Annotated in this window: 18 protein-coding genes; 15 read left to right on the top strand and 3 right to left on the bottom strand. The window is 61.4% G+C overall.

Annotation, left to right across the window (positions count from 1 at the left end; translation table 11 throughout):
* Positions 1-72: 72 nt before the first annotated feature.
* From dusB to hflX, 9 genes are all read left to right on the top strand, one after another.
* Positions 73-1002 (top strand): tRNA dihydrouridine synthase DusB, encoded by a 930-nt coding sequence (gene dusB, locus OF122_RS10780; RefSeq protein WP_408636222.1) that lies wholly within the window; start codon positions 73-75, stop codon positions 1000-1002.
* Positions 999-2114, top strand: a complete 1116-nt coding sequence (locus tag OF122_RS10775; protein WP_264224256.1) for a two-component system sensor histidine kinase NtrB — start codon at positions 999-1001, stop codon at positions 2112-2114. The genes dusB and OF122_RS10775 overlap by 4 nt, the downstream gene beginning before the upstream one ends.
* A gap of 4 nt (positions 2115-2118) precedes the next feature.
* Positions 2119-3567 (top strand): nitrogen regulation protein NR(I), encoded by a 1449-nt coding sequence (gene ntrC, locus OF122_RS10770; protein WP_264224255.1) that lies wholly within the window; start codon positions 2119-2121, stop codon positions 3565-3567.
* 354 nt (positions 3568-3921) lie between these two features.
* Complete coding sequence (locus OF122_RS10765) at positions 3922-6237, top strand: sensor histidine kinase NtrY-like (RefSeq protein ID WP_264224254.1); 2316 nt, start codon at positions 3922-3924, stop codon at positions 6235-6237.
* Entirely contained in the window at positions 6238-7614 is a 1377-nt protein-coding gene (gene ntrX, locus OF122_RS10760) for a nitrogen assimilation response regulator NtrX (RefSeq protein WP_264224253.1), read from the top strand.
* 55 nt (positions 7615-7669) lie between these two features.
* On the top strand, positions 7670-9046 hold the full coding sequence (gene trkA, locus OF122_RS10755; RefSeq protein WP_264224252.1) for a Trk system potassium transporter TrkA: 1377 nt from the start codon (positions 7670-7672) through the stop codon (positions 9044-9046).
* 117 nt (positions 9047-9163) lie between these two features.
* Positions 9164-10603, top strand: a complete 1440-nt coding sequence (locus OF122_RS10750) for a potassium transporter TrkG (protein WP_264224251.1) — start codon at positions 9164-9166, stop codon at positions 10601-10603.
* 158 nt (positions 10604-10761) lie between these two features.
* Positions 10762-11007, top strand: a complete 246-nt coding sequence (gene hfq, locus OF122_RS10745) for an RNA chaperone Hfq (protein ID WP_014130571.1) — start codon at positions 10762-10764, stop codon at positions 11005-11007.
* Positions 11004-12359 (top strand): GTPase HflX, encoded by a 1356-nt coding sequence (hflX, locus tag OF122_RS10740; RefSeq protein ID WP_264224250.1) that lies wholly within the window; start codon positions 11004-11006, stop codon positions 12357-12359. Before hfq ends, hflX begins: the two co-directional genes overlap by 4 nt.
* Here the strand turns inward: hflX and mazG are convergent.
* Entirely contained in the window at positions 12351-13166 is an 816-nt protein-coding gene (mazG, locus tag OF122_RS10735) for a nucleoside triphosphate pyrophosphohydrolase (protein WP_264224249.1), read from the bottom strand. The two genes, hflX and mazG, sit on opposite strands and share 9 nt — an antisense overlap.
* Positions 13167-13235: 69 nt before the next feature.
* Positions 13236-15341, bottom strand: coding sequence for an ATP-dependent DNA helicase RecG (recG, locus tag OF122_RS10730; protein WP_264224248.1), 2106 nt, complete (start codon positions 15339-15341; stop codon positions 13236-13238).
* A 127-nt stretch (positions 15342-15468) separates the two neighbouring features.
* Between recG and OF122_RS10725 the strand changes: the two genes are divergently transcribed.
* The 3 genes from OF122_RS10725 (at position 15469) to OF122_RS10715 (ending at position 20045) form a co-directional block, all read left to right on the top strand.
* Positions 15469-15741 (top strand): FAD assembly factor SdhE, encoded by a 273-nt coding sequence (locus tag OF122_RS10725; RefSeq protein WP_264224247.1) that lies wholly within the window; start codon positions 15469-15471, stop codon positions 15739-15741.
* A 4-nt stretch (positions 15742-15745) separates the two neighbouring features.
* A complete protein-coding gene (mfd, locus tag OF122_RS10720; protein ID WP_264224246.1) occupies positions 15746-19228 on the top strand; it encodes a transcription-repair coupling factor in 3483 nt (1160 codons plus the stop codon).
* A 139-nt stretch (positions 19229-19367) separates the two neighbouring features.
* On the top strand, positions 19368-20045 hold the full coding sequence (locus OF122_RS10715; protein WP_264224245.1) for an invasion associated locus B family protein: 678 nt from the start codon (positions 19368-19370) through the stop codon (positions 20043-20045).
* 51 nt (positions 20046-20096) lie between these two features.
* Here the strand turns inward: OF122_RS10715 and OF122_RS10710 are convergent, their stop codons facing one another.
* Positions 20097-21251: an FAD-dependent monooxygenase gene (locus OF122_RS10710; RefSeq protein WP_264224244.1), complete on the bottom strand. Its 1155-nt coding sequence runs from the start codon at positions 21249-21251 to the stop codon at positions 20097-20099.
* Positions 21252-21407: 156 nt separating this feature from the next.
* Between OF122_RS10710 and OF122_RS10705 the strand changes: the two genes are divergently transcribed.
* The 3 genes from OF122_RS10705 (at position 21408) to yddG (ending at position 24436) form a co-directional block, all read left to right on the top strand.
* Positions 21408-22466, top strand: a complete 1059-nt coding sequence (locus tag OF122_RS10705) for a TerC family protein (RefSeq protein ID WP_264224243.1) — start codon at positions 21408-21410, stop codon at positions 22464-22466.
* Positions 22467-22474: 8 nt separating this feature from the next.
* Positions 22475-23443, top strand: a complete 969-nt coding sequence (locus tag OF122_RS10700) for a quinone oxidoreductase family protein (protein ID WP_264224242.1) — start codon at positions 22475-22477, stop codon at positions 23441-23443.
* Between the two features lie 69 nt (positions 23444-23512).
* Positions 23513-24436 carry an aromatic amino acid exporter YddG gene (gene yddG, locus OF122_RS10695; RefSeq protein WP_264224241.1) on the top strand — a complete coding sequence of 308 codons (924 nt, stop codon included), beginning with the start codon at positions 23513-23515 and terminating at the stop codon, positions 24434-24436.
* The last annotated feature ends 28 nt before the right edge of the window (positions 24437-24464 follow it).

The following is a 24464-nucleotide window of genomic DNA, read 5'->3' as shown; positions in this document are numbered from 1 at the left end:
AAATTGGCAAAGCATGCCTCCGAAATGAGCATAGGCGGTATCCGACTGCCAAATCGAGCAGTTCTTGCGCCCATGGCTGGGATCACAGACCGCCCGATGCGCGATCTTGCTGCCCGGTTCGGGGCAGGGCTGGTCGTGTCGGAAATGATAGCCAGCGCGGCTCTTGTGACAGGGCACAGGGAAATAGCCCGTAAGCTCACCCCCAGCCATGGCCTGCCCCATATTGTCCAGCTCGCCGGATGCGAGGCCGATTGGCTGGTGCGTGGCGCCAAAATCGCCGAGGAGGCCGGGGCCGACGTCATCGACATCAATTTCGGCTGTCCATCCAAGCGCGTCACCAATGGTTTTGCCGGTTCCGCGCTGATGCGTGTGCCCGATATCGCCCTCTCGCTCGTCGAGGCGGTTGTCGGCGCCACCGACCTGCCGGTCACCGTCAAGATGCGGCTTGGCTGGGATGACGACAGCCTCAATGCCGCCGATATCGCCCGTCGCGCCGAAAGTGCCGGGGTAAAGATGATCACGGTACATGGCCGCACCCGCCAGCAGTTCTACAAAGGCACGGCCCGCTGGCATCTGGTAAAGCCTGTTACTGAGGCCGTTGGCATTCCTGTCGTCGTCAACGGCGATATCCTCGGACCGGACGAGGCCGATACGGCCCTGGCCCAATCCGGCGCTGACGCCGTCATGATCGGCCGTGGCGCACAGGGGCAACCATGGATTGTCGGCCAGGTAGCCGCGCATCTCGATGAACGTCCCGCCCCAGCGACGCCAGAGGGAAACGATCTGGTGAACCTCGTCGCCGCCCATTACGAGGATATGCTGTCCGAATACGGCACCGAACTCGGCGTCCGCATGGCCCGCAAACATATCGGCTGGTATCTCGATGCCGCCGGCGAGCTTTCCAATGCACAGCGACGCCCGATCATGACCGAAAACGATCCACGTGCCGTCCTGCGCCTGATGCCTCAAATGTTCGAACAAACCTGGAGCCAGGCCGCATGAGCGCGCTCATGGAACTCGATCTGCACGCCTCCATACTCCAGTCGCTGCCTCAGCCGGTTATCGTCTGCGCCCAGGATGGCTCAATTACCTTTGCCAATTACGCGGCCGAGGCGTTTTTTCATGCTTCCGCGTCCATTCTGACGCGCCAGAAACTGTCTGATTTCATCGCGTTTGGCTCACCTATCCTGGGGCTCATCGAAAGCGTCGCGTCACGGCTCGCGCCGATGATCGAGTACCGCGTACAGGTCGGCACCGCCCGCGTGATCGAGGACAGGGTGGCCGATGTCTATGCCAGCCCCATTCCGGAAATGCCCGGCCATGTCACGCTCATTTTCCAGGAGCGAACCATGGCCGACAAGATCGACCGCCAGCTCGTATCGCGGGGCGCGGCGCGTTCGGTAACGGGCCTGGCCGCGATGCTGGCCCATGAGATCAAGAATCCGCTCTCTGGCATCCGCGGCGCCTCCCAATTGCTCGAGCAATCCGCCGTCGGAGACGACCGTGCGCTGGCCCGCCTCATCCGCGACGAGACCGACCGGATTGTCGATCTTGTCGATCGCATGGAGGTGTTCGGCGACGAACGCCCGGTCGAGCGGACACCGATCAATATCCACGTCATTCTCGAGCGGGTGAAACTCCTCGCCTCAAACGGCGTCGCCAAGGGAATAGCCTTTTCAGAGGATTACGATCCGAGCCTACCGCCCGTGCTGGGCGATCGCGATCAGCTGATCCAGATCTTCCTGAACCTGATTAAAAACGCCGCAGAAGCGCTTGATCGGACATCAAAAGCTGAAATCAAGATTATGACGGCTTTCCGTCCGGGCATCCGCATCAGCGTGTCCGGAAACAGCAACCGCGTCTCCCTGCCGCTCGAAATCGTCATCGAGGACAACGGGCCGGGCGTGCCCTCCGATATCCTCCCGTTCCTTTTCGATCCGTTCGTGACCACCAAACTTTCGGGTTCCGGCCTCGGCCTGGCGCTCGTAGCAAAAATCGTGGGCGACCATGGCGGCGTCATCGATTGCGACAGCAAACCGGGACGAACGCGCTTCCGCATCCTTTTGCCCGTCGCTCAGAAAACAGACATCAGCCAAGCCGAAGACCAGGACTAAGACCATGGCCGGACAGACAGTTCTCCTCGCAGATGACGACGCGGCGATCCGCATGGTGCTCAATCAGGCGCTCTCGCGCGCCGGTTACGAGGTGCGCCCCACAGGCAACATTTCGACCATGTGGAACTGGGTGACGCGCGGCGAGGGCGATATTCTCATCACCGACGTCTCGATGCCCGATGGCAACGCCTTCGACGTCATGCCCAAGATAAAAAAGCTCCGTCCGGAGTTGCCCATTGTCGTGATGAGTGCCCAGAACACATTCATGACGGCCATTCGGGCGTCCGAGATGGGTGCCTACGAATACCTGCCCAAGCCTTTCGACATCACAGAAGTTCTCGCTGTCGTTGGCCGTGCGCTTGCTGATGCCAAACGCCCGGCGCCTGATCGCCGCCAGGAAGAGCAGGGCGAAAACATGCCGCTGGTCGGTCGTTCCGCCGCCATGCAGGACATCTATCGGGCCCTGGCCCGCCTCATGCAGACCGATTTGACGGTGATGATTACCGGCGAGAGCGGCACCGGCAAGGAACTGGTCGCCAAGGCCCTGCACAACTTCGGAAAGCGCAAGAACGGCCCCTTCGTTGCAATCAATATGGCCGCCATTCCCCGTGACCTGATCGAAGCTGAGCTGTTCGGCCACGAAAAAGGGGCGTTTACCGGCGCAACATCGCGTTCATCGGGCCGCTTCGAACAGGCCGAAGGCGGTACGCTGTTTCTCGATGAGATCGGCGATATGCCCATGGATGCCCAGACCCGCCTGCTGCGCGTGCTCCAGGAGGGGGAATACACGATGGTCGGTGGTCGCACAGCCATCAAGACCGACGTGCGCATCGTCGCCGCAACGCACAGGGATCTCAGCCAGTTGATCCGGCAGGGCCTGTTCCGCGAGGATCTCTATTACCGCCTCAATGTTGTACCGATCCGCCTTCCGCCGCTGCGCGAACGCATCGACGACGTACCCGATCTCGCGGCAAGCTTTCTCAAGGCCACGCAACGCGAGAACGAAGCGCCCAAGGTTCTCTCGTCCGATGCTCTCAAGCTCATGCAGCAGTACCATTGGCCGGGAAACGTCCGCGAACTGGAAAATCTCGTTCGGCGCCTCGCCGCGCTCTATGTGGACGAGGTCATTTCGCTCGAAATCGTCCAGAACGAGCTTAACCTCGCCGATCGGGGCAATTTCTCTTCAAAGCCCGGCCCTGCCGATATCGTGACGGTCATTGAAAGCGATCTGGCCGAGCTGTTCCGCGAATATGAGCCCAACCTGCCACCCGCCGGTGTTTATCAGCGCATCATTGACAAGGTCGAAGTGCCTCTGATTTCGACCGTTCTCAACCTGTGCGCAGGCAACCAGATCAAGGCCGCCGAATTGCTGGGGCTCAACCGCAACACGCTGCGCAAGAAAATTCGCGGCCATGGGATCGAAATCGTAAAGCACTCAAGGCAATTGGGATGAGCACGGTCCCGAAGGGCAAATCGCCGGGTCTGTCCCGGACATGACAGGGGAGTGGTGCGAACGCCCGTAGCGCAAGCGAAGGGCCGGGGAGAGGTCCAAACGCACCCAGCCTTCTCGCCCTACCTCGGCTGAGGGCCATCGGGTCTGTGCCCCCCGCACGGGGCAAGCACCTGTCACATTTTGGCAACAATAATCTTGAACCAAGGGCCGAGTTGGGTCAGACTCGCCCGAACGGAATATTTCCGGCCATTGTAACCGTCAGCGCGGACGATCGCATGCTTTCAAGCGCAGCACTCCATAGCGGCCCCGGAGCCATCGCGCTGCCCGGCAAGTCGGGCAGGAGAGGCGGTGTGCATGGCGGTTAGCGCAGGCAGCCGGCAGATATCGCACTCAGGGGACAAATCTGCACCATTGTTCAACGACAACCGTCTGCTGCGGCAGGTTGGCTTCGTTGTTGTCCTGATCTCGGTCATTGTCGCCACTGGCTCGTTCCTCATCATGAGCGGTGCCACCGACATCGAGCCGGGCCCCGACGTCTGGACCTGGATATGGATCGCCAACGCGATCCTGATTACGCTTGTGGTCGCCCTGGTACTGACCGAACTGGTCATGCTCGTTCAGACGCGCATACGCAAGCAGGAAGGCGCCCGGCTTCAGGTCCGCATCGTTGTCATGTTCGCCATCGTGGCCGCCGGTCCGGCCTTTATCGTCGCCGTTGTCGCCACGCTTTCGCTCAATCAGGGGCTGGATCAATGGTTTTCTGAGCGCATGCGTTCGATGGTGGAGAGCTCCCGCCTTGTCGCGCGCTCCTATATGCTCGAACACGCGCAGGTGCTCCGCGACGACACCATTTGGGTCGCAAGCGAGCTTGAAACGGCACGCGACAGCTTCACCAACGATGCCCCGCGCTTCCAGCGCATCCTGACGGCCCTGGCCACAACGCGCTCGCTCCCCTTCACCAGCCTGGTCAACCAGGCCGGTGAAACCGTCATGCGCGCCCAGATCAATGTGCAAGGCGCCGTTCCGCGCGTTCCTGACGAGGTTCTTCAGGCCGCTGGCGAAGGCGCACCCACTCTTATTGCGCCGGGCGCCTCCAGTTCACTCGTCGGCGCGGTGGTCAAGCTGCGCGGATATGACGACCTCTTTCTCTTTGTTGCCCGGCCAGTCGACCCCGAAGTGCTCGAATATGTCCGGCTGACTGACGAAAACATCACCGACTACCGGCTCTACGATTCCAGCCGGCTGGTGTTCCAGATTACCTTCGCGCTGATGTATGTCGGCGTGGCTTTCGTTTTCCTGCTGGCGGCGCTCTGGATCGGCATTGCGTTGGCCAATGGTCTGATCGACCCGATCCGAAACCTCATGATCGCCTCGAACCGCGTTTCCAACGGCGATCTGGATGTCCAGTTGCCGGTACCTGAACGCGGCGGCGACCTGCACGATCTGGCGGTGCGCTTCAACAAGATGACGGCCCAGTTGCGCAGTCAGCGCGCAGCTCTCGTCGCGGCGAGCCGGACCAACGACCAGCGCCGGCAATTCACCGAAGCCGTTGTGGAAGGCGTTTCCGCGGGCATTATCGGCCTTGACGCCTTTGGCCGCATCACGCTGGTCAATTCACGCGCCTGTGCCGCTCTGGGCCAGAGCGAACTGGATTTGATGAACCAGGAACTCGCCCAGATTTCCCCCGAGCTCGCCCCGACCGTGGAGCGAGCGCAATCGGCCCGTCGGGGCAGGGTCCAGGACCAGGTGCAGCTTTCGACCGGTTTCGATCGCCGCACCTATCAGGTTCGGCTCACGCGGGAGGGCACCATCACCGAGTCCAAAGGCTATGTGGTGACCCTCGACGACATCACCGAACTCGTCGCCGCCCAGCGCAACAGCGCCTGGGCCGATGTGGCCCGCCGTATCGCCCACGAGATCAAGAACCCGCTGACCCCGATCCAGCTGTCGGCCGAGCGCCTGCGCCGCCGCTATGCCAACAAGCTCGTCGACGATTTCGACGTCTTCGACAAGTGCATCTCGACCATCGTGCGCCAGGTAGGCGATATCGGGCGTATGGTCGATGAGTTCTCGTCCTTCGCGCGCATGCCCACCGCCGCCATTGTCCGCGCCGACCTGTCCGATACCATACGGCAAGCCGTCTTTCTCGAAAGCGTCCGCCAGCCGGAAATAAATATCAAAGCTGTGCTGCCCGACGAGACGATCTATGCGCAGTTCGACACGCGCCTGGTGTCCCAGGCGCTGACTAATCTTGTTAAAAATGCCGTCGAAGCTATTGAGAACGTTGGCATCGATACGATCGAAGACCCCGAGGTCATCGTTTCAGCCTCGGTTTACGGTGACGAAGCCGTCGTAGAAGTCAGCGACAACGGCAAAGGCTGGCCAACGGAAAATCGCCACCAGCTTCTCGAACCCTATATGACAACGCGCGAAAAGGGCACCGGGCTCGGTCTTGCTATTGTCGCAAAGATCATCGAACAGCATGGCGGTCGTGTCGACCTGCGCGATGCTGCTCCCGATGGCAATGGCCGTATAGGCGCTTGCTTTGCCTTCACATTGCCGTTGCAGGAACGTGGAAAACAGCCGGCCGGGCCTGAAGGCGCCGGCCAGAGCAACAATAAAACGACCCAAGAGGAGACATCGCGCCCATCCGCGATGGCAATAAAATAAATGGCTCGTGACATTCTGATTGTGGACGACGAAGAAGATATCCGGGAGCTGATTGCCGGAATTCTCGAAGATGAAGGCTACGAGCCGCGACAGGCCTCCGATGCCGACGGCGCGCTCAACGAGATTGCCAAGCGCCGCCCCAATCTGGTTTATCTCGATATCTGGATGCAGGGCTCGCGCCTGGACGGCTTGCAGCTGCTCGATGTCCTGCAGGCCGATCACCCTGATCTTCCCGTGGTTATGATCTCGGGCCACGGCAATGTGGAGACCGCGGTCTCCGCCATTCGCCGAGGCGCGTATGACTATATCGAGAAACCCTTCAAGATCGATCGTCTGCTGCTGATCACGCAGCGGGCCATTGAAGCGAGCAAACTCAGGACGGAAGTCGCTGACCTCAAGGAGCGAACCGGAGATGAAACCGAGCTGGTCGGCGTCTCCGGCGCCATCGCCCAGGTCCGTTCCCTGATCGAAAAATCGGCCGGTACGCGTTCGCGCGTCTTCATTTCCGGCGGAGCAGGCACCGGCAAGGGCATGTGTGCGCGTCTCCTGCACTTCAAGAGCCCGCGCGCTGCCGGCCCCTTCATTGAAATCAATGCCTCGCTCTATGCGCCAGATGAAATCCCCGTCGTGCTGTTCGGGCGCGAAGTCCGCGAAAAGAACGGGTTGCGCACCGAAGTTGGCGCCCTCGAGCGCGCTCATGGCGGCACACTCTACCTGTCCGAAGTCACTTCGCTCCCTCTGGAGGCTCAGACCTCCTTGCTGCGCGCCTTGGTTGAAAACAAGTTCACCCGCGTCGACGGCCATGGTCCGGTACCCGTCGATGTTCGCATCGTCTCATCCAGTTCCCAAAACGTCGCCAGCCTGATCGAGGAGGGCAAGTTCCGCACCGATCTGTTCCACCGGCTCTCGGTCGTACCGCTCCAGCTCACCTCTTTACGTGAGCGCCGCGAGGATATTCCGGCCCTGGTCAGCCTTTTCGTTGCGCAGCTTTCACGCATGCACAACCTGCCGCGCTTTCTGTTCGGGGACGACGCGATCGCTGTGCTTCAGGGGCAGGATTGGCCCGGCAATGCACGCCAGCTGCGCAACGCCATTGAGCGCCTGCTGATTCTGGTGCGCGATCAGCAGCCCGAGGACGGGATCATCACGGCGTCCATGCTGCCATCCGACATTTCCGAAGTGCTGCCCACCATTGGCGACACCGATTCATCGGCCCATCTGATGAGTCTGCCCCTGCGTGACGCGCGCGAGGTTTTCGAGCGCCAATACCTGATCGCCCAGATCGAGCGATTTGGGGGCAATATCTCAAAAACCGCGGAATTTGTGGGCATGGAGCGAAGCGCCTTGCACCGCAAGATCAAGTCGCTCGGGCTTTAGTGACAGGTGATGGCGTGCTAACACATGCGCCGTCGCTTCCATCTGGGACGCTGAAATGAGAGTTATTATCTGCGGAGCCGGCCAGGTCGGCTACGGGATCGCCGAACGCCTGTCGGCCGAAGGCAACGAAATCACCGTCATCGACAACAATCCGGCCCTGGTGCAGCGCGTCAGGGACACGCTCGATGCGCGCGGGTTGCACGGGCACGGATCCCATCCGGACGTTCTGGCCCAGGCCGGCGCGCGTGATGCCGATATGCTGATCGCCGTCACTCAGGTCGATGAAGTCAATATGACCGCCTGCCAGGTGGCCCATTCGATCTTCGAGGTGCCAACCCGCATCGCCCGCATCCGTTCACAAAGCTATCTCGATCCCGAATGGAGCAACATGTTCTCCCGGGATCATCTGCCCATCGACGTCATCATCTCGCCCGAGGTCGAAGTGGGCGAACTCATCTTGCAGCGCATGGCCTATCCCGGCGCCAATGAGATCGTGACGTTCGAGGACGATCAGGTCGTCGTGATCGAGGTCAACGTCACCGAAGACTGCGCGGTAATCGATACCCCCTTGCGGCACCTCACCGACCTGTTTCCCAACCTCCAGGCCACGGTCATGGGCGTGCGGCGCGACGGCGAAATGCGGGTCATCCATTCCCACGAGCAGATGATCGCCGGCGATCAGGCCGTGGTGGCCGTGGCGCGTGACCAGGTCCAGCGTGTCCTCGGCCTCTTCGGACGCGACGAAGTGCCGCCCAGCCGCGTGGTCATCGCCGGCGCCGGCAATGTCGGACGTTACGTTGCCCGACGCATCGAGGAAACCGACCCCACGGTGTCCATCCGCATCATTGAGAGCAACCGGGACAACGCCCAGCGAACCGCCGAAGCCATGAAGCATTCCATCGTCGTGTTCGGCGATGCGCTGGCCGAAGACATCATGCGCGAGGTCGACGTTCGCGATGCCCATATGTTCCTGGGGCTGACCAATGACGACAAGACCAACATTTTGTCCTCGGTCATCGCCAGCGAAATGGGCTGCCACGCCAATATTGCCCTCGTGAACCAGAGCCAATATCCCCGCGTCGCTCGCAGGCTCGGTGTCGATGCCTTCATCAATCCGCGCGCCATTACCGTCTCGAAGGTTCTCCGCCATGTCAGGCGCGGCCGCATCCGCGGCGTCTATACGCTCGGCAACGGCGCCGCCGAAATTCTTGAAGCCGAAGCGCTCGAAACCTCGACGCTGGTCGGAAAGCCGCTGCGGGAGTTCAAGCTCCCGCCCGGTATCCGCATTGGCGCCATCGTGCGCGGCAGCCAGTCGATCATGCCGACGGGCGATACCATTGTGCGGGCGGGCGATTTCGTCATCGTTTTCGCGCTCGCCGCCAGCCTGCGACAGGTCGAGCAGATGTTCAGGGTCAGCATCGACTTTTTCTAGAGCAGGTCCGGAAAAGTGGGAACCGGTTTTCCGATAAGACTTGCGCCAAAACAAAAGGGGTAGATCGTGTCAGCGATTCAATGAATCACTGACACGATCTAGGTGTCCTGAGAGGGGATGGGTTTGCCCACCATCGGAATTTTATCGGCCGGTGTGTTCGGGGTTTTCGCCCTCTCATTGGTGTTGCCGCTGTTCGTCGCTCTCGTCGAAGGCAATTGGCGCGCCCTTGAAGCCATCTTTCTCGTCGGCATCGGCTATGGGTTTCTGTCCGCCGTCACCATCTTGTCGCTGACTCGGCGTGCCCGCACCCTCAATAGAGCAGGGGTGTTCATGGCGGCCATCACCGTCTGGCTGTCGCTGATTGTCGCTGCCGTCCCCCTTTTCATGCTCGTTGAAGGGCAGCGGCTCGTCTCAGCCGTTTTCGAGGCCAGTTCGGCCGCCGTGACGCTTGGGGTAACCCTGCGCCCGCCCGCCGATCTGTCGCCCTCGATGACCTTCTACAGAGCCACGGTGGCATGGGTGGGCGGCCTGACCACCCTGACCCTGGCTGTCTACGTATTGGGACCGTACCGGGTTGGCGGAATACCCAACGCCAATCTGCGGCAGGTCCAGCATGCGCGTACAGAAGATGACCCCCGCATTCTCGTAACACTGCAGTCGATTGCCGTGCCCTATCTGACCTTGACGATTGCCTGCGCCATGCTGCTGATCATCGTCCGCGTCCCGGCTGACGACGCCATCGTGGTCGCCATGAGCATGCTCTCGACAAACGGGTTCGTACCGCCCGGTTCCACCGTTTCCGTTCTCGACAATCGGTTTGCCGAAATCATCATGATGGTCTTCATGCTTGTCGGCGCAACAAGCATAATCTGGCATCGCCTGCTCATCGCACGCGCTGGCGAAGGTTCGCGCGAGCATCACGAAGGCATGCGTTATCTCGCAGCGGTCGGCGCATTGGCGGTCATAGCCGCACTTGCCTCGATTTTCGCCCCTCCTGAGGGTCGGCAGGGCTTTGAAAGCGCCTTCAACTACGTCTTCGATATGATTTCGATCGCCACGACGACGGGCGTAACCCACGATCAAAGGCTGGGCGTTTCCATACCGTTCGAGGCCATTCTCATTGTCGTTTTCATTGGTGGCTGCTCGTATTCCACAGCCGGCGGCATCAAGGCCTTCCGCCTGCTCACCATGCTCAAGCACGTCGGCAACGAACTCGACCGGCTGGTTTATCCCAGCGCCATACTGCGAGACGACGTGCAATACGATACCCAGCAGCGCGTTATCGCCAAATCCGTCTGGAGTACGTTTTTCCTCGGCGTGCTGGCGCTCACCATGGCTCTTTTGGTGTTTGCCGCTCAGGGCCATTCACTGCCGGACGCCATGGCCATTGCTGCGGGCTCGTTTTCGCAGGTCGGCAATCTCGTCGACGCCGCTATTCCCGGCCTGTCGCAGGGCGTCGCGTCGGACGCCACCTTGCTGACGATAGCAGCGGTCGCGACGATCGCCCGCATCGAAATCCTCGTGGTACTGGCGGCAATTACAGGAAATCGCTGGTAATTGTGCTCTAGGCTCCTACCAAGAGATATGCAATAGTTGCGTCGTTGACATGTAATGCGTCAAACGGGCAGGGCGGCACCCAAGCTGGTTGCCAAACAAAAAGTCGGTCGGGGCGTCTGACCGGTGCCCCATGCCCGACGCAAACAAGAGGCCGTACAATGCCCAGTGAAAAGGTGCAGAACCTTCAGGATGCCTTTCTCAATCACGTTCGCAAGAACAAGGTTCCGGTGACGATCTTTCTCGTCAACGGCGTAAAATTGCAGGGCGTCATCACCTGGTTCGACAATTTCTGTTTGCTGCTGCGTCGCGATGCCCAGAGCCAACTGGTCTATAAGCACGCGATTTCGACAATCATGCCGGGCGCACCCATTCAACTGTTCGACCCCGAGAGCAACACCGATTGATCGATAGAGAAGACGACGACGATGGCAAGGGCTTCGTGGACCTCCGCGAAGTCCCCACACGCACTGGCCTCGTAACCCCCGACGTCAGACACAACCGCTATTCGCGACCCGCGGAAGCGCGGCATGCCGAGTTTATCGGGCTTGCCGCAGCCATAGCGCTCGACCTGGTGTTCACCGAAATCCTGCGTGTGCGCGAAATCAAGCCCGCGACCTATCTCGGTGGCGGGCAGGTGCAGCAACTGGCCGAGTGGGCCAAGGAACAAGACATCGAACTGCTCGTCATCGATGCGCCGCTCTCGGCCATCCAGCAACGCAATCTCGAACGCGAAATCGGCGTGAAGGTCCTCGACCGCACGGCGCTGATTCTTGAGATTTTCGGCGAACGCGCGGCAACCCGCGAAGGCGTGCTGCAGGTCGAACTCGCCCACCTCAATTACCAGAAGGGCCGTCTGGTCCGCTCCTGGACCCACCTTGAGCGTCAGCGCGGCGGTGGCGGCTTTCTTGGCGGCCCGGGCGAAACCCAGATCGAATCCGATCGGCGCCAGATCCAGGACCGCATTCTGGTTCTCGAACGCCGGCTCGATAAGGTGCGCCGCACCCGTCAACTCCAGCGCGGCCCCCGCGATTCTGTGCCTTTCCCCGTGGTCGCGCTGGTCGGTTACACCAACGCGGGAAAATCGAGTCTGTTTAATGCTATTACGGGCTCCGGCGTCATGGCCGAGAACCTGCTTTTCGCAACGCTGGACACCACCGTGCGCCGCGCCTCGCTCCCCCATGGCCGCGACATCATCCTGTCCGATACCGTTGGCTTCATTTCCGATCTGCCCACCGATCTGGTCGCCGCCTTTCGCGGTACGCTCGAGGAAGTGACGCAGGCCCAGGTCATCTTGCACGTCCGCGACGTTTCCAACCCCGACCATCCGGCACAGGCAAACGACGTGCTCTCGGTTCTGGCTTCGCTCGGTGTCACCGGCGAAACCACCCCGATCATCGAAGTCTGGAACAAGATCGACAATCTCCCCGCCGACGCCGTGGATGGATTGGCAACCATAGCCCCAGCGGGGAAAGTCGCCGCCTCCGTTCCGGTGTCAGCCGTGACAGGGCAGGGGCTGCCCGAGCTTCTTCTGGCTATCGAAAAGACGCTTGCCCAGGATTCTCGCCTGTTCAGCGTCCTGATCCCGCACGAATCGAGTTCTGAAACCGGCTGGCTTTACGCCAACGCCGAGGTCGTTGAGCGCGGTGAACCCGACGATGAAGGCACGCGCTACACGGTTCGGGTTCTGCCCCGGCACCGTGCCGAGTTTTCCGAAAAATTTGCCGGCCGGATTACCGGGCTCGACGGCTCAAGCTGATTTGTCGGTCTTGCGGATTTCGTTCCAGTAACGGTCCAGCCGCTCAAGCCCCGCCTCGGAAATCTCGATCTCGTCCTCGCGGCACCGGGCCTCCACATGCTCGAACCGCCGCACGAATTTGGCATTGGCATCGCGCAGCGCCGCCTCCGGATCGATCCCGGCATGGCGGGCGAGATTGGCAACGGCAAACAGCAAATCGCCAATTTCTTCGGCTTTTGCCGCCTCATCGGTCCCCGCAAGCGCCTCCTCGGCTTCGCCAAGCTCTTCCTCGATCTTGGCAATGACCGATGCAGTATCGGGCCAGTCGAACCCCACCCGAGCCGCGCGCTTGGCGAGTTTTCCCGCCCGCGTCAGCGCCGGTAACCCAGCGGGAACGTCATCAAGCAGGGAAAGGGGTTTTTCTCCGCCGCGCCGCTTGGCCTTTCTGGCCCGCTCCCCGGCCTTGATCGCCTCCCAGCGTTTCTCGCTGGAAGCAGCATTGCCCGCCTCATCGTCCCCGAAAACGTGTGGATGGCGCCGGATCAGCTTTTCAGTCACCGCATAGATAACGTCGCCGATCTCGAACAGCCCTTCTTCCTTGGCCATCTGCGCGTGATAGATCGGCTGCAGCAAAAGGTCGCCCAACTCGTCGCGCAGATCGTCGTAATCCTCTCGCTCGATCGCATCCGCCACCTCATAGGCTTCCTCGATCGTATAGTGCCGGATCGACCTGAAATCCTGCTCGATATCCCAGGGGCACCCTGTCTCCTTGTCGCGCAGGCGCGCCATGATCTCGATGAGACGGGAAATATCGCTGGAGGGCTGCATGGCAAAACCTTGGAAGGAAAGAGTCGTAGAGCAACTTCTATCGGCCGGACCAGCCTGCCGCTACCCCGATCATCCCGCCTTGATCAGCGGAATGGCCAGATCCTTGCGGAAAATATAGAGCAGCGCCCGCAGCGCTTCGCCCTCCGGTCCCTTTAGCCCGGGATTGCGGTCCAGCGCGGCCCGCGCATCATCATGCGCCATCTCCAGCAGATGTTTGTGGACATCGGGCACTGCAATGCGATAGCCGGGCATCCCCGACTGCCGCGTCCCCAGCAAATCGCCCTGGCCGCGCAATTCAAGATCTTTTTCGGCGATCTCGAACCCGTCATCGGTCGTGCGGATCGCTTCGAGCCGCTGCTTGGCCGTTTCGCTCAACGGCTCGGAATAGAGCAACAGACAGGCTGAGCGAGCCGACCCACGCCCGACCCGCCCGCGCAACTGGTGCAATTGCGCCAGCCCGAACCGCTCGGCGTGCTCGATGATGATGATCGTCGCATTGGGCACATCGACCCCCACTTCGATCACCGTGGTTGCAACAAGGATCTGCGCGTCGCCCGAGGAAAACCGCGCCATCGCCTCCTGCTTGGCCGCAGCACTCATCCGCCCATGCACAAGCTCCACCCGATCGCCAAAGCTCTTCTTGAGTACGGCAAATCGATCCTCGGCCGCCACCACGTCGAGCACGTCGCTTTCCTCGACCAGCGGGCACACCCAATAGGCCTGCGCGCCTTCCGCTAGCCGCGACGCCAACCGCCCCACCACACGCCCATATTCGGAGATCGGCAGCGTCGCCGTATCGATCGGCTGCCGTCCCGCCGGCTTTTCGCGCAACACCGAAACATCCATGTCGCCGAAATGGGTCAGCACCAGCGTGCGCGGAATGGGCGTCGCCGTCATCACCAGTAGGTCGGTCTTGTGGCCCTTTTCCGACAGCGCCAGCCGCTGATGCACCCCGAACCGGTGCTGCTCGTCAACCACCGTCAGCCCGAGATTCTCAAACTCAACCCCGCTCTGGAACAGGGCATGAGTGCCCACGGCAATGGTGATCGATCCATCGGCCAACCCCGACAATGCCGCCCGCTTTTCCGCCGCCGGCATCTTCCCGGTCATCAGGACCACTTTCAGCCCGGCCTGTTCAGCCAGCGGCTGGAGCGTCCGGAAATGCTGGCTGGCCAGCAGTTCTGTCGGCGCCATCAGCGCCGATTGCCCGCCATCCTCGGCCACCATCGCCATAGCCATCAGCGCAACCACCGTCTTGCCCGACCCCACATCGCCCTGCAAAAGCCGCGACATGCGGGTCGGCCGTTCCAGATCCTCTCGGATATCGGCAATCGCCAGCCGCTGCCCATCGGTCAGCGCAAAGGGCAGGGCGGCTTCCACCTTTTCGGTTATGTCTTCGGTCACCCTCCGCGCGATGCCCGAGGATTTGACCATGGTCTCCCGGATGAGCGACAGCGCCAATTGTCCGGCCAGATATTCGTCATAAGCCAGCCGCATGCGCGAGGGTGAAACGATATCGCCCTCACTCGGCCGCTGCGGTGCATGAATATGGTGCAGCGCCTCGGCAAAGCCCGGCCAGTTCATGATCGTGCGCCGGTCCTTGCTCGTCCATTCGGGAATGATCGGCACCAACTCGAGCGCCGAAGCGATCACCTTGCGCAGCGCGCGCGATGATAGCCCATGGGTCAACGGATAGACCGGCTCGACCATCGGCAGGCTCGAAAGCTTGTCGGGTTCCACGATATAATCCGGATGCGTCATCTGCTTTTCGCGCCCGAAAAACCCGATCTCGCCGGAGACGTACCGGATTTCGCCAACAGGCAGCTGCTTTTCCACCCAGCCGCCCCGAGCGCCGAAAAAGCTCAGCGTGATCTCGCCGGTTTCGTCATGGGCCTTGATGCGGAGCGGCGCACGGCTGTTGCGCGGCGGCACGATATGCTCATCGATATGCAGCTTCAGCGTGGCGATCGATCCGACAGGTGCATAGGCTACCCCGTTCTGCGCCCGCCTATCGATAACCCCCGACGGCATATGCATGAGCACGTCAAGCACCACCGCGTCCTGCCCGTCGGGCGCGCCGAAGAACTTGGCGAACAACGCGCCCAGTTGCGGCCCGACGCCTTTCATCGATTTGAGCGATTTGAACAGCGGGTTCAGCAGATCGGGGCGGGGCACGACTCAAAACTGGGCTAGTATGAACGGAAACGGAACAATATATGCTTGTGGGCGGCGGCAAAAGGCTGACAGCGCCACCAAATGTCTCTAATAACTGCGGTCCCAAGCCTTAGCACCTGTCTGGACCATGACCGACCCCAAAGCCATTGAAATGCGCCGCAAGCGCGCGCTTTACCGCGCCCAGCATCGCGGCACCCAGGAAATGGATATCCTGATCGGGGGATTCGTCGCCGATCACCTCGATACGCTCGATGCCGAAATGCTCGACCGGCTCGAAGCTCTGATGGACCATGAGGAAACCGATCTTCAGGCCTGGCTCATGGGCCAGAGCGACATTCCCGATAATGCCGATCGCAACCTGATCGACACGATCCGCAACCACAAGATTTCACAGAACTAGTTTCATGGACGATTTGCTGCGCGACAGACCCTCAAGGATTCTGGCCAACCTTCCCGACGGCATGCAGCCGGCGGTGTTGGCGCGCGAAATCGAGCAACGCCTCAAGGATGCACCGCAAGCCCCTGTTGCGCTTGTCTTTGTCGCTCGTGATGGTCGTCGCTTGCAGCGCATGGCCGATATCCTGCAAACCATGTTGCCCGGCCATCCCGTGCTGATCTTTCCGGCCTGGGACTGTCTGCCCTATGATCGCGTTTCGCCAAACGCCGTAACCATCGCCGCCCGTATGTCGGCACTGGCGCAACTGGTCGATCCCGCGATCAAAGGCGCCATCGTTCTCACCGCCGTAAACGCGCTCATCCAGCGCGTCGTGCCGCGCGATGTGGTCGCTGCCATGACCTTCTCGGCCGCGGCGGGACGCATGGTCGACAGTGAAAAGCTCATCGGCTGGGCCACCAACAACGGCTATCTGCGCGTGCCCACCGTGCGCCAAGCCGGAGAATACGCCGTGCGGGGCGGGCTGGTCGATCTCTATCCGGCCGGTCATGACGCACCGTTGCGCTTTGACTTTTTCGGCCAACAGCTTGAAACCATTCGCGCTTTCGATCCCGAAAGCCAGCGGACCACCGGCAATGTCAAATCGGTGACCCTCGTTCCCATGAGCGAGGCCATGCTCACCGAAGATACCATCCGCCGGTTCCGCCGCAACTACACAACAGCCTTCGGTGGCAACACAGCCGACGACCCGCTCTATGGCGCCATCAGCGCTGGCCAGCGCTTTGCGGGCATGGAGCACTGGTTGCCCTTCTTTTACGAAGAGATGGAAACGCTGCCCGCTTACATCGGCGACGCTCCTGTCTATTTCGACGATCAGTCGCGCGAGGCCTATGCCGAACGCCGCGACCAGATCGTCGACTACTACAACGCCCGCAAGGAAGCTCGCGAGCAGGGCAGCACCGCCGGCGCTCCCTATAAGCCGCTCAAACCCGAACTGCTCTACAATGTGGAGCAGGGGCCATACGAGTTGGCGCGCGGTCACGAGATTTCCGAACTCTCGCCTTTCCTGCCCGCCGACGAAAACCTGCCGGTCATCGACTGCGCCGGGCATCTGGCACCCAGCTTTGCCGCGGAACGTCAGGCAGCAGATACCAACCTGTTTGAAGCGGTCATTTCGCGCATCAAGTCCGAGGCGCGGGCAGGGCGCAAGACGATCATCACCTGCTGGACCGAAGGCACCCGCGACCGCATGGGCCAGGTGCTCAAGGATCACGGGCTCAAGGCGGTCAAAAAGCTCGAGAACTGGAAACAGGTCGATCTGCTCAAGGTCGGCCAACTCGGCCTGGTCATTCTGCCTCTAGAAACCGGCTATCTGACCGACAATATCGCCGTCCTGTCCGAACAGGATATTCTGGGCGAGCGCATCATCCGTCAGACACGGCGCAAAAAGGCATCCGACGCGCTCACCGAAGCGAGTGCGCTGTCGGCGGGCGATCTCGTCGTCCACGTCGATCACGGCATCGGACGCTTCATCGGCCTCAAGGCCATTGAGGTGCAAGGCGCGCCCCACGACTGCGTCGAGATCGAATACGCCAAGGGCGACAAGCTCTATCTGCCCGTCGAAAATATCGAGCTGCTCTCGCGATATGGGGCAGAGGGCGCCGAACTCGACAAGCTGGGCGGGGTGGCATGGCAGGCCAAGAAGTCCAAACTCAAAAAGCGCATACGCGACATGGCCGAGCAGCTCATCAAGATTGCTGCCGCCCGCCAGACGGCCCACGCCGAGCCCATCGAAGTCCAGACCGGCGCCTATGATGAATTCTGCGCGCGTTTTCCCTACGAAGAAACCGAGGACCAACTCGCCACTATCGACGCAGTGTTCGAAGATCTTACCTCGGGCCGCATCATGGACCGGCTGGTCTGCGGCGATGTGGGCTTCGGCAAGACCGAAGTGGCGCTCCGTGCCGCCTTCGTCATGGCCATGAGCGGGCGCCAGGTCGCCATCGTCGTGCCCACGACCCTGCTGTCCCGCCAGCACTTCAAGACGTTCTCGGACCGTTTCGCCGGCCTGCCTGTGCGCGTGCGTCAGGCCTCGCGGCTCGTCCCGGCCGCCGAACTCAAGGCAACAAAAGAGGGCCTCAAGGACGGCAGCGTCGATATCGTGGTCGGCACCCACGCCCTGTTGTCGAAATCGATCGAATTCCGCGACATTGGCCTGATGATTGTCGATGAGGAGCAGCATTTTGGCGTGGCGCACAAGGAGCGCCTCAAGGAAATGCGGGCCAACGTTCACGTGTTAACGCTCTCGGCAACGCCAATCCCGCGCACCTTGCAACTGGCCCTGACCGGCGTGCGCGATCTTTCCCTGCTTGCCACCCCTCCAGTGGATCGCCTCGCCATCCGCACTTTTGTCTCGCCCTTCGATGCGCTCGTCGTCCGCGAAGCCCTGCTGCGCGAGAAATATCGTGGCGGCCAGGCCTTCTATGTCTGCCCGCGTATTTCCGATCAGGCCGACATCGCGCAATTCCTGGCCGACCACGTGCCCGAAGTCAGCTTCGTGGTCGCCAACGGCCAGATGGCGCCCCAGCAGCTCGATGACACCATGAACGCCTTTTACGATGGCAAGTTCGATGTGCTCGTCGCAACCACCATCGTGGAATCCGGCCTCGACGTGCCGACCGCCAACACCCTGATCGTGCACCGCGCCGACAAGTTCGGCCTTGCCCAGCTCTATCAGATCCGTGGCCGCATCGGCCGCTCCAAGACCCGCGCCTACGCCATTTTCACAGTCCCTGCAGACCGCAAACTCAACGATCAGGCCCAGCGCCGTCTGCAGGTTCTCCAGTCGCTCGAATCGCTTGGCGCCGGCTTTCAGCTCGCCAGCCACGACCTCGACATTCGCGGCGCCGGCAATCTCCTGGGCGAAGAACAGTCCGGCCACATCCGGGAAGTGGGGTTTGAGCTCTACCAGTCCATGCTCGAAGAGGCAGTGGCATCCTTGAGGGCAGGGCAATCGGCCGAGGAAGAAGAGGCCGGCCAATGGTCGCCGCAGATTTCGCTGGGCATGCCGGTGATGATTCCCGAAGCCTATGTGCCGGACCTTCAGGTCCGCATGCAGCTTTACCGCCGCCTTGGCGATCTGACCGATGCCAACGAAATCGATGGCGTCGGCGCGGAAATGATCGACCGGTTCGGTCCGCTGCCCGAGGAAGTCGAAGCCCTGCTCAAGGTCGTGCTCATCAAATCTCTGTGTCGTGCCGCCAATGTTGAGAAGGTCGATGCCGGCCCCAAGGGCGCACTAATCACCCTGCGCAACGGCGTCTTCCCAAATCCTGCCGGATTGGTGCGTCATATCGCAGACCCCGGACAGGCGGCCCGGCTGCGCCCCGATCAAAAGATCATGTTCGCGCGCAACTGGCCGACTGCCGAGCAGCGCCTCAAGGGCAGCGCCGCGATCCTCTCGCGGCTGGCCGGTCTCGCAGCTGGCCAGTGACGTCTTTGAGCAACACGAGCGGCCCAAGCGCATTGGCAGTGCACCAACGTCATGCTATTGCCCGATTTCGCCGCTCTTGAACGTATTTGAACCTTATGATTCCGGCGGGGTCCACCTGCCCAGAGCAACAGGAATGTCCATGAAACTCAAAAACGCGATACTTGCCGGCGCTGTTGCCACGGGACTGGCCTTTTCAATGGCTGGTGCTGTCCATGCGCAGTCCGCAGACGCGGGAATGATCGACCAGGCCGAAGCATCCGACGGCCCGGCCGAGAACAATTGGCTCAAGGTCTGTAGCGATCTCGACGACGGCAGCCAAGCGTGCATCATGCGCCAGGTGGTCAGCAACACCGGCGTATTCACCGGCTCGTTCCTTCTGCGCGACGATCCCAGCCAGGAAAGCCGTCTCCTTGCGGTCGCCTCGGTGCCGATCGGCGTGCTGCTGCCCTTTGGCCTTACATGGCAGATCGACAGCGGCAAGCCCGTGCGCGTACCCTACATGCTGTGCGACCCCCAGGCCTGTTCGGCTCAGCTGGTCATCAACGAATCCTACATCCAGAGCCTCAAGCGCGGCAGCACCCTCACCCTGACCGCCAAGAACCGCCAGAACGAAGATATCACCATCGATATCAACCTCGCCGGGTTCACCGCGGTTTATGACAACCCTGAAGGCATTTCGATCGAAGAGCTCAACCAGGCCAATTCGACCGAAAACGTTCTTGAGCAGGTCCTGCAGGACCGCGCCAACCAGCTTCGCGAGGAAATGGAAGGGGGCGAGGCTGCCCCTGCCACCGAAGAGGCGCCGGCCGCCCAATAAGGCGCTGCCGAACTCCCATATCGAAAAGGCGGACCATTCGGTCCGCCTTTTTTATTTGCCCATGCCGAAGGAAATTGCGTGCTTTCGCAACATGGGGAATGTCTTGAGCCCCCAAAGCCCGACGCTCCGCAAGGCCTGCGCGGGAATATGCGGTGAGAGCAGGGACGTAAACAGCCCATCCACGAAAGCCCCGGTTCGCATCAGGTCGGTCCGCCGCGCGACGCCATAACTGCGTGCAACGGCATCGGCCCAGCCATACGATCCAGGATTGGCTGCCTTCAGGCATGCGTTGAGACTGGCGACATCCCGAAGACCCAGATTGAGCCCCTGCGCGCCGATAGGCGGAAACGCGTGCGCCGATTCTCCTACCAGCACCGCGGCATCTTTGCCCGCCACATCCACCGACAGAACAGACAGCGGGAATACGAAATTGGGACTGGCCACCTCGATGGCGCCAAAAAGGTGCCGCGATTTTTCGTTGAGCGTTGAAACGAAACGCCCCGGCTCGCTTCGAGCATCCTCAAGCGTGTCCAGCCTGTCGATCCACACCAGATTGGCGCGATTGCCACCAGCCGGAACCAGCGTGAACGGCCCGTTGGGATAGTGAAATTCCACCGACTCCCCGTCGAGCCCCCGACCCAGCTCCAGATCGCACACCAGCGCCGCCTGATCGAATTTGCGCTCCTTTACAGCAATTCCGGCAGCCTTGCGCACGCTCGATCCCTTGCCATCGGCGCCCACCAGCAGATCCACCGTCAGCGTGTCGCCATCATCGAGTTCGAGATGCCAGTTGCCATCGACCCTCCTGGCCGATTTGAGCGTCGCCGCGCGAAGCGCTAGGTTTTTATTGACGAGCCCCGCCTGCGAAAAACTCTCGCCAAGCCGCGCATTGGCAAAATTCCAGCCAAAGGCGCGATACCCGAATTCCGATGCACTGAACACCGTCTCCGGAGCGCGCAAAAGCCGTTTGGTCGCATCGATGATTCGGATGCGGGTGAGGGCGACACCGAGCGTTTCAGGATCGCCGATCAGCCCCGCGTCCGTCATATAGTCGACCGACGGCCCCATCAGCGCCGACGTCCGCCGATCCACCGGCGCCTCGGGTGCCACGTGAAGTGTCGAAAACCCGGCATTGGCAGCAGCAACCGCCGTTGCCTTGCCGACGAGCCCTCCACCGATGACGGCGATCTGCGTGTGATTGGCCATGCTCACCTCGATGATTACTCAAGATGTAGGCCGCCATGGCCGCCCTCGCAAGCGGCGAGAAACGGTCTGCCGCTTTATTGCCGTTGTTGCCCGCAAATGTGCCCACTTCGCGCGCCGGGGCGGTCGCCGATCTTGCCATGGGCCCCAAGAGTGTCCATGTCCCAACCGCTGAGGGCAAAAATGCTGGATTTCGTCGTCGAACCGGCCTTCTGGGCCAGCCTTATCCTCCTGATTGGCATCGAAGTGGTGCTCGGGACCGAAAACGCCAATCTGACCGCTAACCGCATCGCTATGTTGCCCGAAGAGCAGCGTCGGCGCGCAGCCCTTTTCGGCGCCGCCTTCGCCACGATCGTCCGATTGGCTCTTCTGGCCATTGTCCTCTGGCTCCTCGGCCTTGACCGGGCCGCCTTCACCTTGGCCGGCTGGTCTCCCACTTGGGGTCAGGTCGTCCTTTTCGGCGGCGGCCTGTTTCTTGTCTACAAGGCCGTTACCGAGCTCCATCTACTGGTCGAGCCCGGTTTGGCTCCCGACGAACAGCCCGACGCCGGCCTATCAGAACGCCCCTCCCTGGCCATTGGCCAACTCGTCGCGCTCAGCGTCATCTTTTCGGTCGATTCGATTATCCTCGCCGTCGGAATGACGGCCTACGTCCAGGCTATGGTCATCGCCATCATTGTGGCTAGCGCCCTCTTGTTCCTTGCGGCTGCCTCCATCGCGGGGTTTATCACCCGCCACCCGGCGATAAGAGCCGTGGCGCTGGGCATTGTGTTCGTCGTGGGCACCGTGCTGATCGCCGAAGGCCTGGGCATGCCTGTCCTGCGCGAATATCTCCATATCGCCGTGGGCATCGGCGTCACGGTTCTGGTGTTCTCCAAATTCATCCATCGTCCGCAGGCGGCACAAAAGCTTGAGCCGTCGGCGCACGCCGCCCCGCCGGCAGCTGCCACGCCCTTTATCGACCGCACCGAACCGAGCCTCGAACCAGAAACGCTGGTTCCTGAGGTCTCCATTGATGAGCCCGAGCCTGCCGCGACGGAGCCTATATCCGAGGAGAAGCCGGAAACACCCGAAGAGACATTGGAAGATGAATCCCCAGACAGCGACGAACCGCCCCTTGGCGAAGACGATACCGCTGTGCAAAAGTCCCGCCGGAAAAAACCCGTCCTCCTCCGGCGCCGCCCCCAAAGGCTGCGCACGGCCAGAAGAAGAGAATAGGCAGGAATATGAAAGCCATTATCGTTGACCAGTATGGTGGCCCCGAGGCCCTCGATTTCCGTGATGTCGAGATCGGGGAACCCGGGTCCGGCGAAATTCGCGTTCGTCATCACGCCATCGGGGTCAATTTCATCGACACCTATCACCGCACCGGTCTCTACCCCAATCCGCTGCCCTTGATCCCCGGCTCCGAAGGCGCTGGCGAAGTGATTTCGGTCGGTGCCGGCGTTACAGGTTTCAAGCCAGGCGACCGCATCGCCTATCAGGGCACCATCGGCTCGTACGCCCAGGAGCGCATCATGCCGGCGGCAAAGGCCGTCCTGCTGCCCGATTCGATCGATTACGAAACCGCTGCCGCCATCATGCTAAAGGGCCTTACGGCCTACTATTTGTTGTTTCTCACTTGGCCCGTGCGCTCGGGCGAAACCATCCTGTTCCAGGCCGCCGCCGGCGGCATGGGCCTCATCGCTTGCCAGTGGGCAAAGTCCATCGGCGCCCGCGTCATCGGCACCGCCGGCAATCCCGATAAGGTGGCGCTTGCAAAGGCCAATGGCTGCGACGAGGTCATCAATTATTCCGAGGAAGACTTCGCCCTACGGGTTCGCGAATTGACCAACGGCAAGGGCGTTGACGTGGTCTATGACGGGGTAGGGCAGGCCACCTTCGAAAAATCGCTCGATTGCCTGCGGCCAATGGGCCTCATGGTCAGCTATGGCAACGCCACCGGCCCGGTATCCGTCCCCGATCTGGGGATCCTGGCCCGCAAGGGCTCGCTGTTTGTCACGCGCCCGACGGGTGCTCACTACTTCGCCGAGCGTCCCGCGCTGCTTGCCGGCGCCAAGGCACTGTTTGCCGCGGTCGAATCGGGCGCCGTAAAACCCCATATCGGCCAGCGCTTCGCCCTGTCGGAAGCCGCCGACGCTCACCGCGCGCTCGAGGGGCGCCAGACCGTCGGTTCGACCATTCTGTTGCCCTAAAACCCCTATTGCTGGTGCAAAGGTCGTGATACGGCTTCTGTCCACCCAACAGGGGCGAAGGAAAAAACAGTGGTTCGTGCAACGCTGATCGGATTTTCGGCGATCCTTATGTGGTCGCTCCTGGCGCTGTTCTCGAGCCTGTCGGGCGAGGTCCCGCCGTTCCTTTTGTGTGCCTTCTCCTTCGCCGTGGCGACGCTTGTCGGCCTTGTGGCAACCGGACGCCGCGGCAAGTCTCAGGCGCCCGCCGTCAAAGTTCCGCCCATGGCGTGGGTCGTTGGCGTACTGGGGCTGTTCGGTTTCCACTTCCTGTATTTTACCGCCGTCCGGAACGCCCCGGTCATTGAGGCCAATCTCATAAACTACCTCTGGCCGCTGCTGATCGTGCTCGGTTCGGCGCTGATGCCGGGCGAGGGCCTGCGCTGGCACCATGTGACCGGTGCCTTGCTCGGATTGGCGGGAACCGTGCTTATCGTTTCCGACGGCGGTCGCTTTGCCTTCGAGGTCGAATACCTGTTCGGCTATCTCATCAGCATTTTGTCGGCGGTCACCTGGGCCGGCTATTCGCTCATCTCGCGCCGTTTCGCTCAGGTCCCCACCCGTATGGTCACCTGGTACTGCGCCGCCGCTGCCGTGCTTTCTCTGGCGTGCCATCTTGCGCTCGAGCAAACGGTGATGCCCGCCGACGCGATGCAGTGGCTGGCCGTGCTCGGCATGGGACTCATGCCGGTGGGCGGAGCGTTTTTTGTGTGGGACTATGGCGTCAAGCACGGCAATATTCAGGTTTTGGGCGCCGCCAGCTATGCCGCACCGCTCCTTTCGACCTTGCTGCTGATCCTGTTCGGGATAGGGGCCCTGACCACCCCCATCGCTATTGCTTGCCTGCTTATCACCGGCGGCGCCGTTCTTGCCTCCAAGGACATGATCTCCCGCCCTCGCCGCAAACCGCCCATAACAGTGCCCGATCCTCTGGACAGCCCCGCGCCGAACCGGTAAACCGCAAATCAATCGACCAGCCCTTGCT

Source organism: Pelagibacterium flavum, assembly GCF_025854335.1.
Lineage (GTDB): Bacteria > Pseudomonadota > Alphaproteobacteria > Rhizobiales > Devosiaceae > Pelagibacterium > Pelagibacterium flavum.
This window is presented reverse-complemented; position numbering and strand designations above follow the sequence as displayed.

Coding starts and splice junctions, on each gene's coding strand:
- dusB (WP_408636222.1), top strand. CDS start 73: ATGGCTGGGATCACAGACCGCCCGATGCGCGATCTTGCTGCCCGGTTC.
- OF122_RS10775 (WP_264224256.1), top strand. CDS start 999: ATGAGCGCGCTCATGGAACTCGATCTGCACGCCTCCATACTCCAGTCG.
- ntrC (WP_264224255.1), top strand. CDS start 2,119: ATGGCCGGACAGACAGTTCTCCTCGCAGATGACGACGCGGCGATCCGC.
- OF122_RS10765 (WP_264224254.1), top strand. CDS start 3,922: ATGGCGGTTAGCGCAGGCAGCCGGCAGATATCGCACTCAGGGGACAAA.
- ntrX (WP_264224253.1), top strand. CDS start 6,238: ATGGCTCGTGACATTCTGATTGTGGACGACGAAGAAGATATCCGGGAG.
- trkA (WP_264224252.1), top strand. CDS start 7,670: ATGAGAGTTATTATCTGCGGAGCCGGCCAGGTCGGCTACGGGATCGCC.
- OF122_RS10750 (WP_264224251.1), top strand. CDS start 9,164: ATGGGTTTGCCCACCATCGGAATTTTATCGGCCGGTGTGTTCGGGGTT.
- hfq (WP_014130571.1), top strand. CDS start 10,762: ATGCCCAGTGAAAAGGTGCAGAACCTTCAGGATGCCTTTCTCAATCAC.
- mazG (WP_264224249.1), bottom strand. CDS start 13,166: ATGCAGCCCTCCAGCGATATTTCCCGTCTCATCGAGATCATGGCGCGC.
- OF122_RS10725 (WP_264224247.1), top strand. CDS start 15,469: ATGACCGACCCCAAAGCCATTGAAATGCGCCGCAAGCGCGCGCTTTAC.
- mfd (WP_264224246.1), top strand. CDS start 15,746: ATGGACGATTTGCTGCGCGACAGACCCTCAAGGATTCTGGCCAACCTT.
- OF122_RS10715 (WP_264224245.1), top strand. CDS start 19,368: ATGAAACTCAAAAACGCGATACTTGCCGGCGCTGTTGCCACGGGACTG.
- OF122_RS10710 (WP_264224244.1), bottom strand. CDS start 21,251: ATGGCCAATCACACGCAGATCGCCGTCATCGGTGGAGGGCTCGTCGGC.
- OF122_RS10705 (WP_264224243.1), top strand. CDS start 21,408: ATGTCCCAACCGCTGAGGGCAAAAATGCTGGATTTCGTCGTCGAACCG.
- OF122_RS10700 (WP_264224242.1), top strand. CDS start 22,475: ATGAAAGCCATTATCGTTGACCAGTATGGTGGCCCCGAGGCCCTCGAT.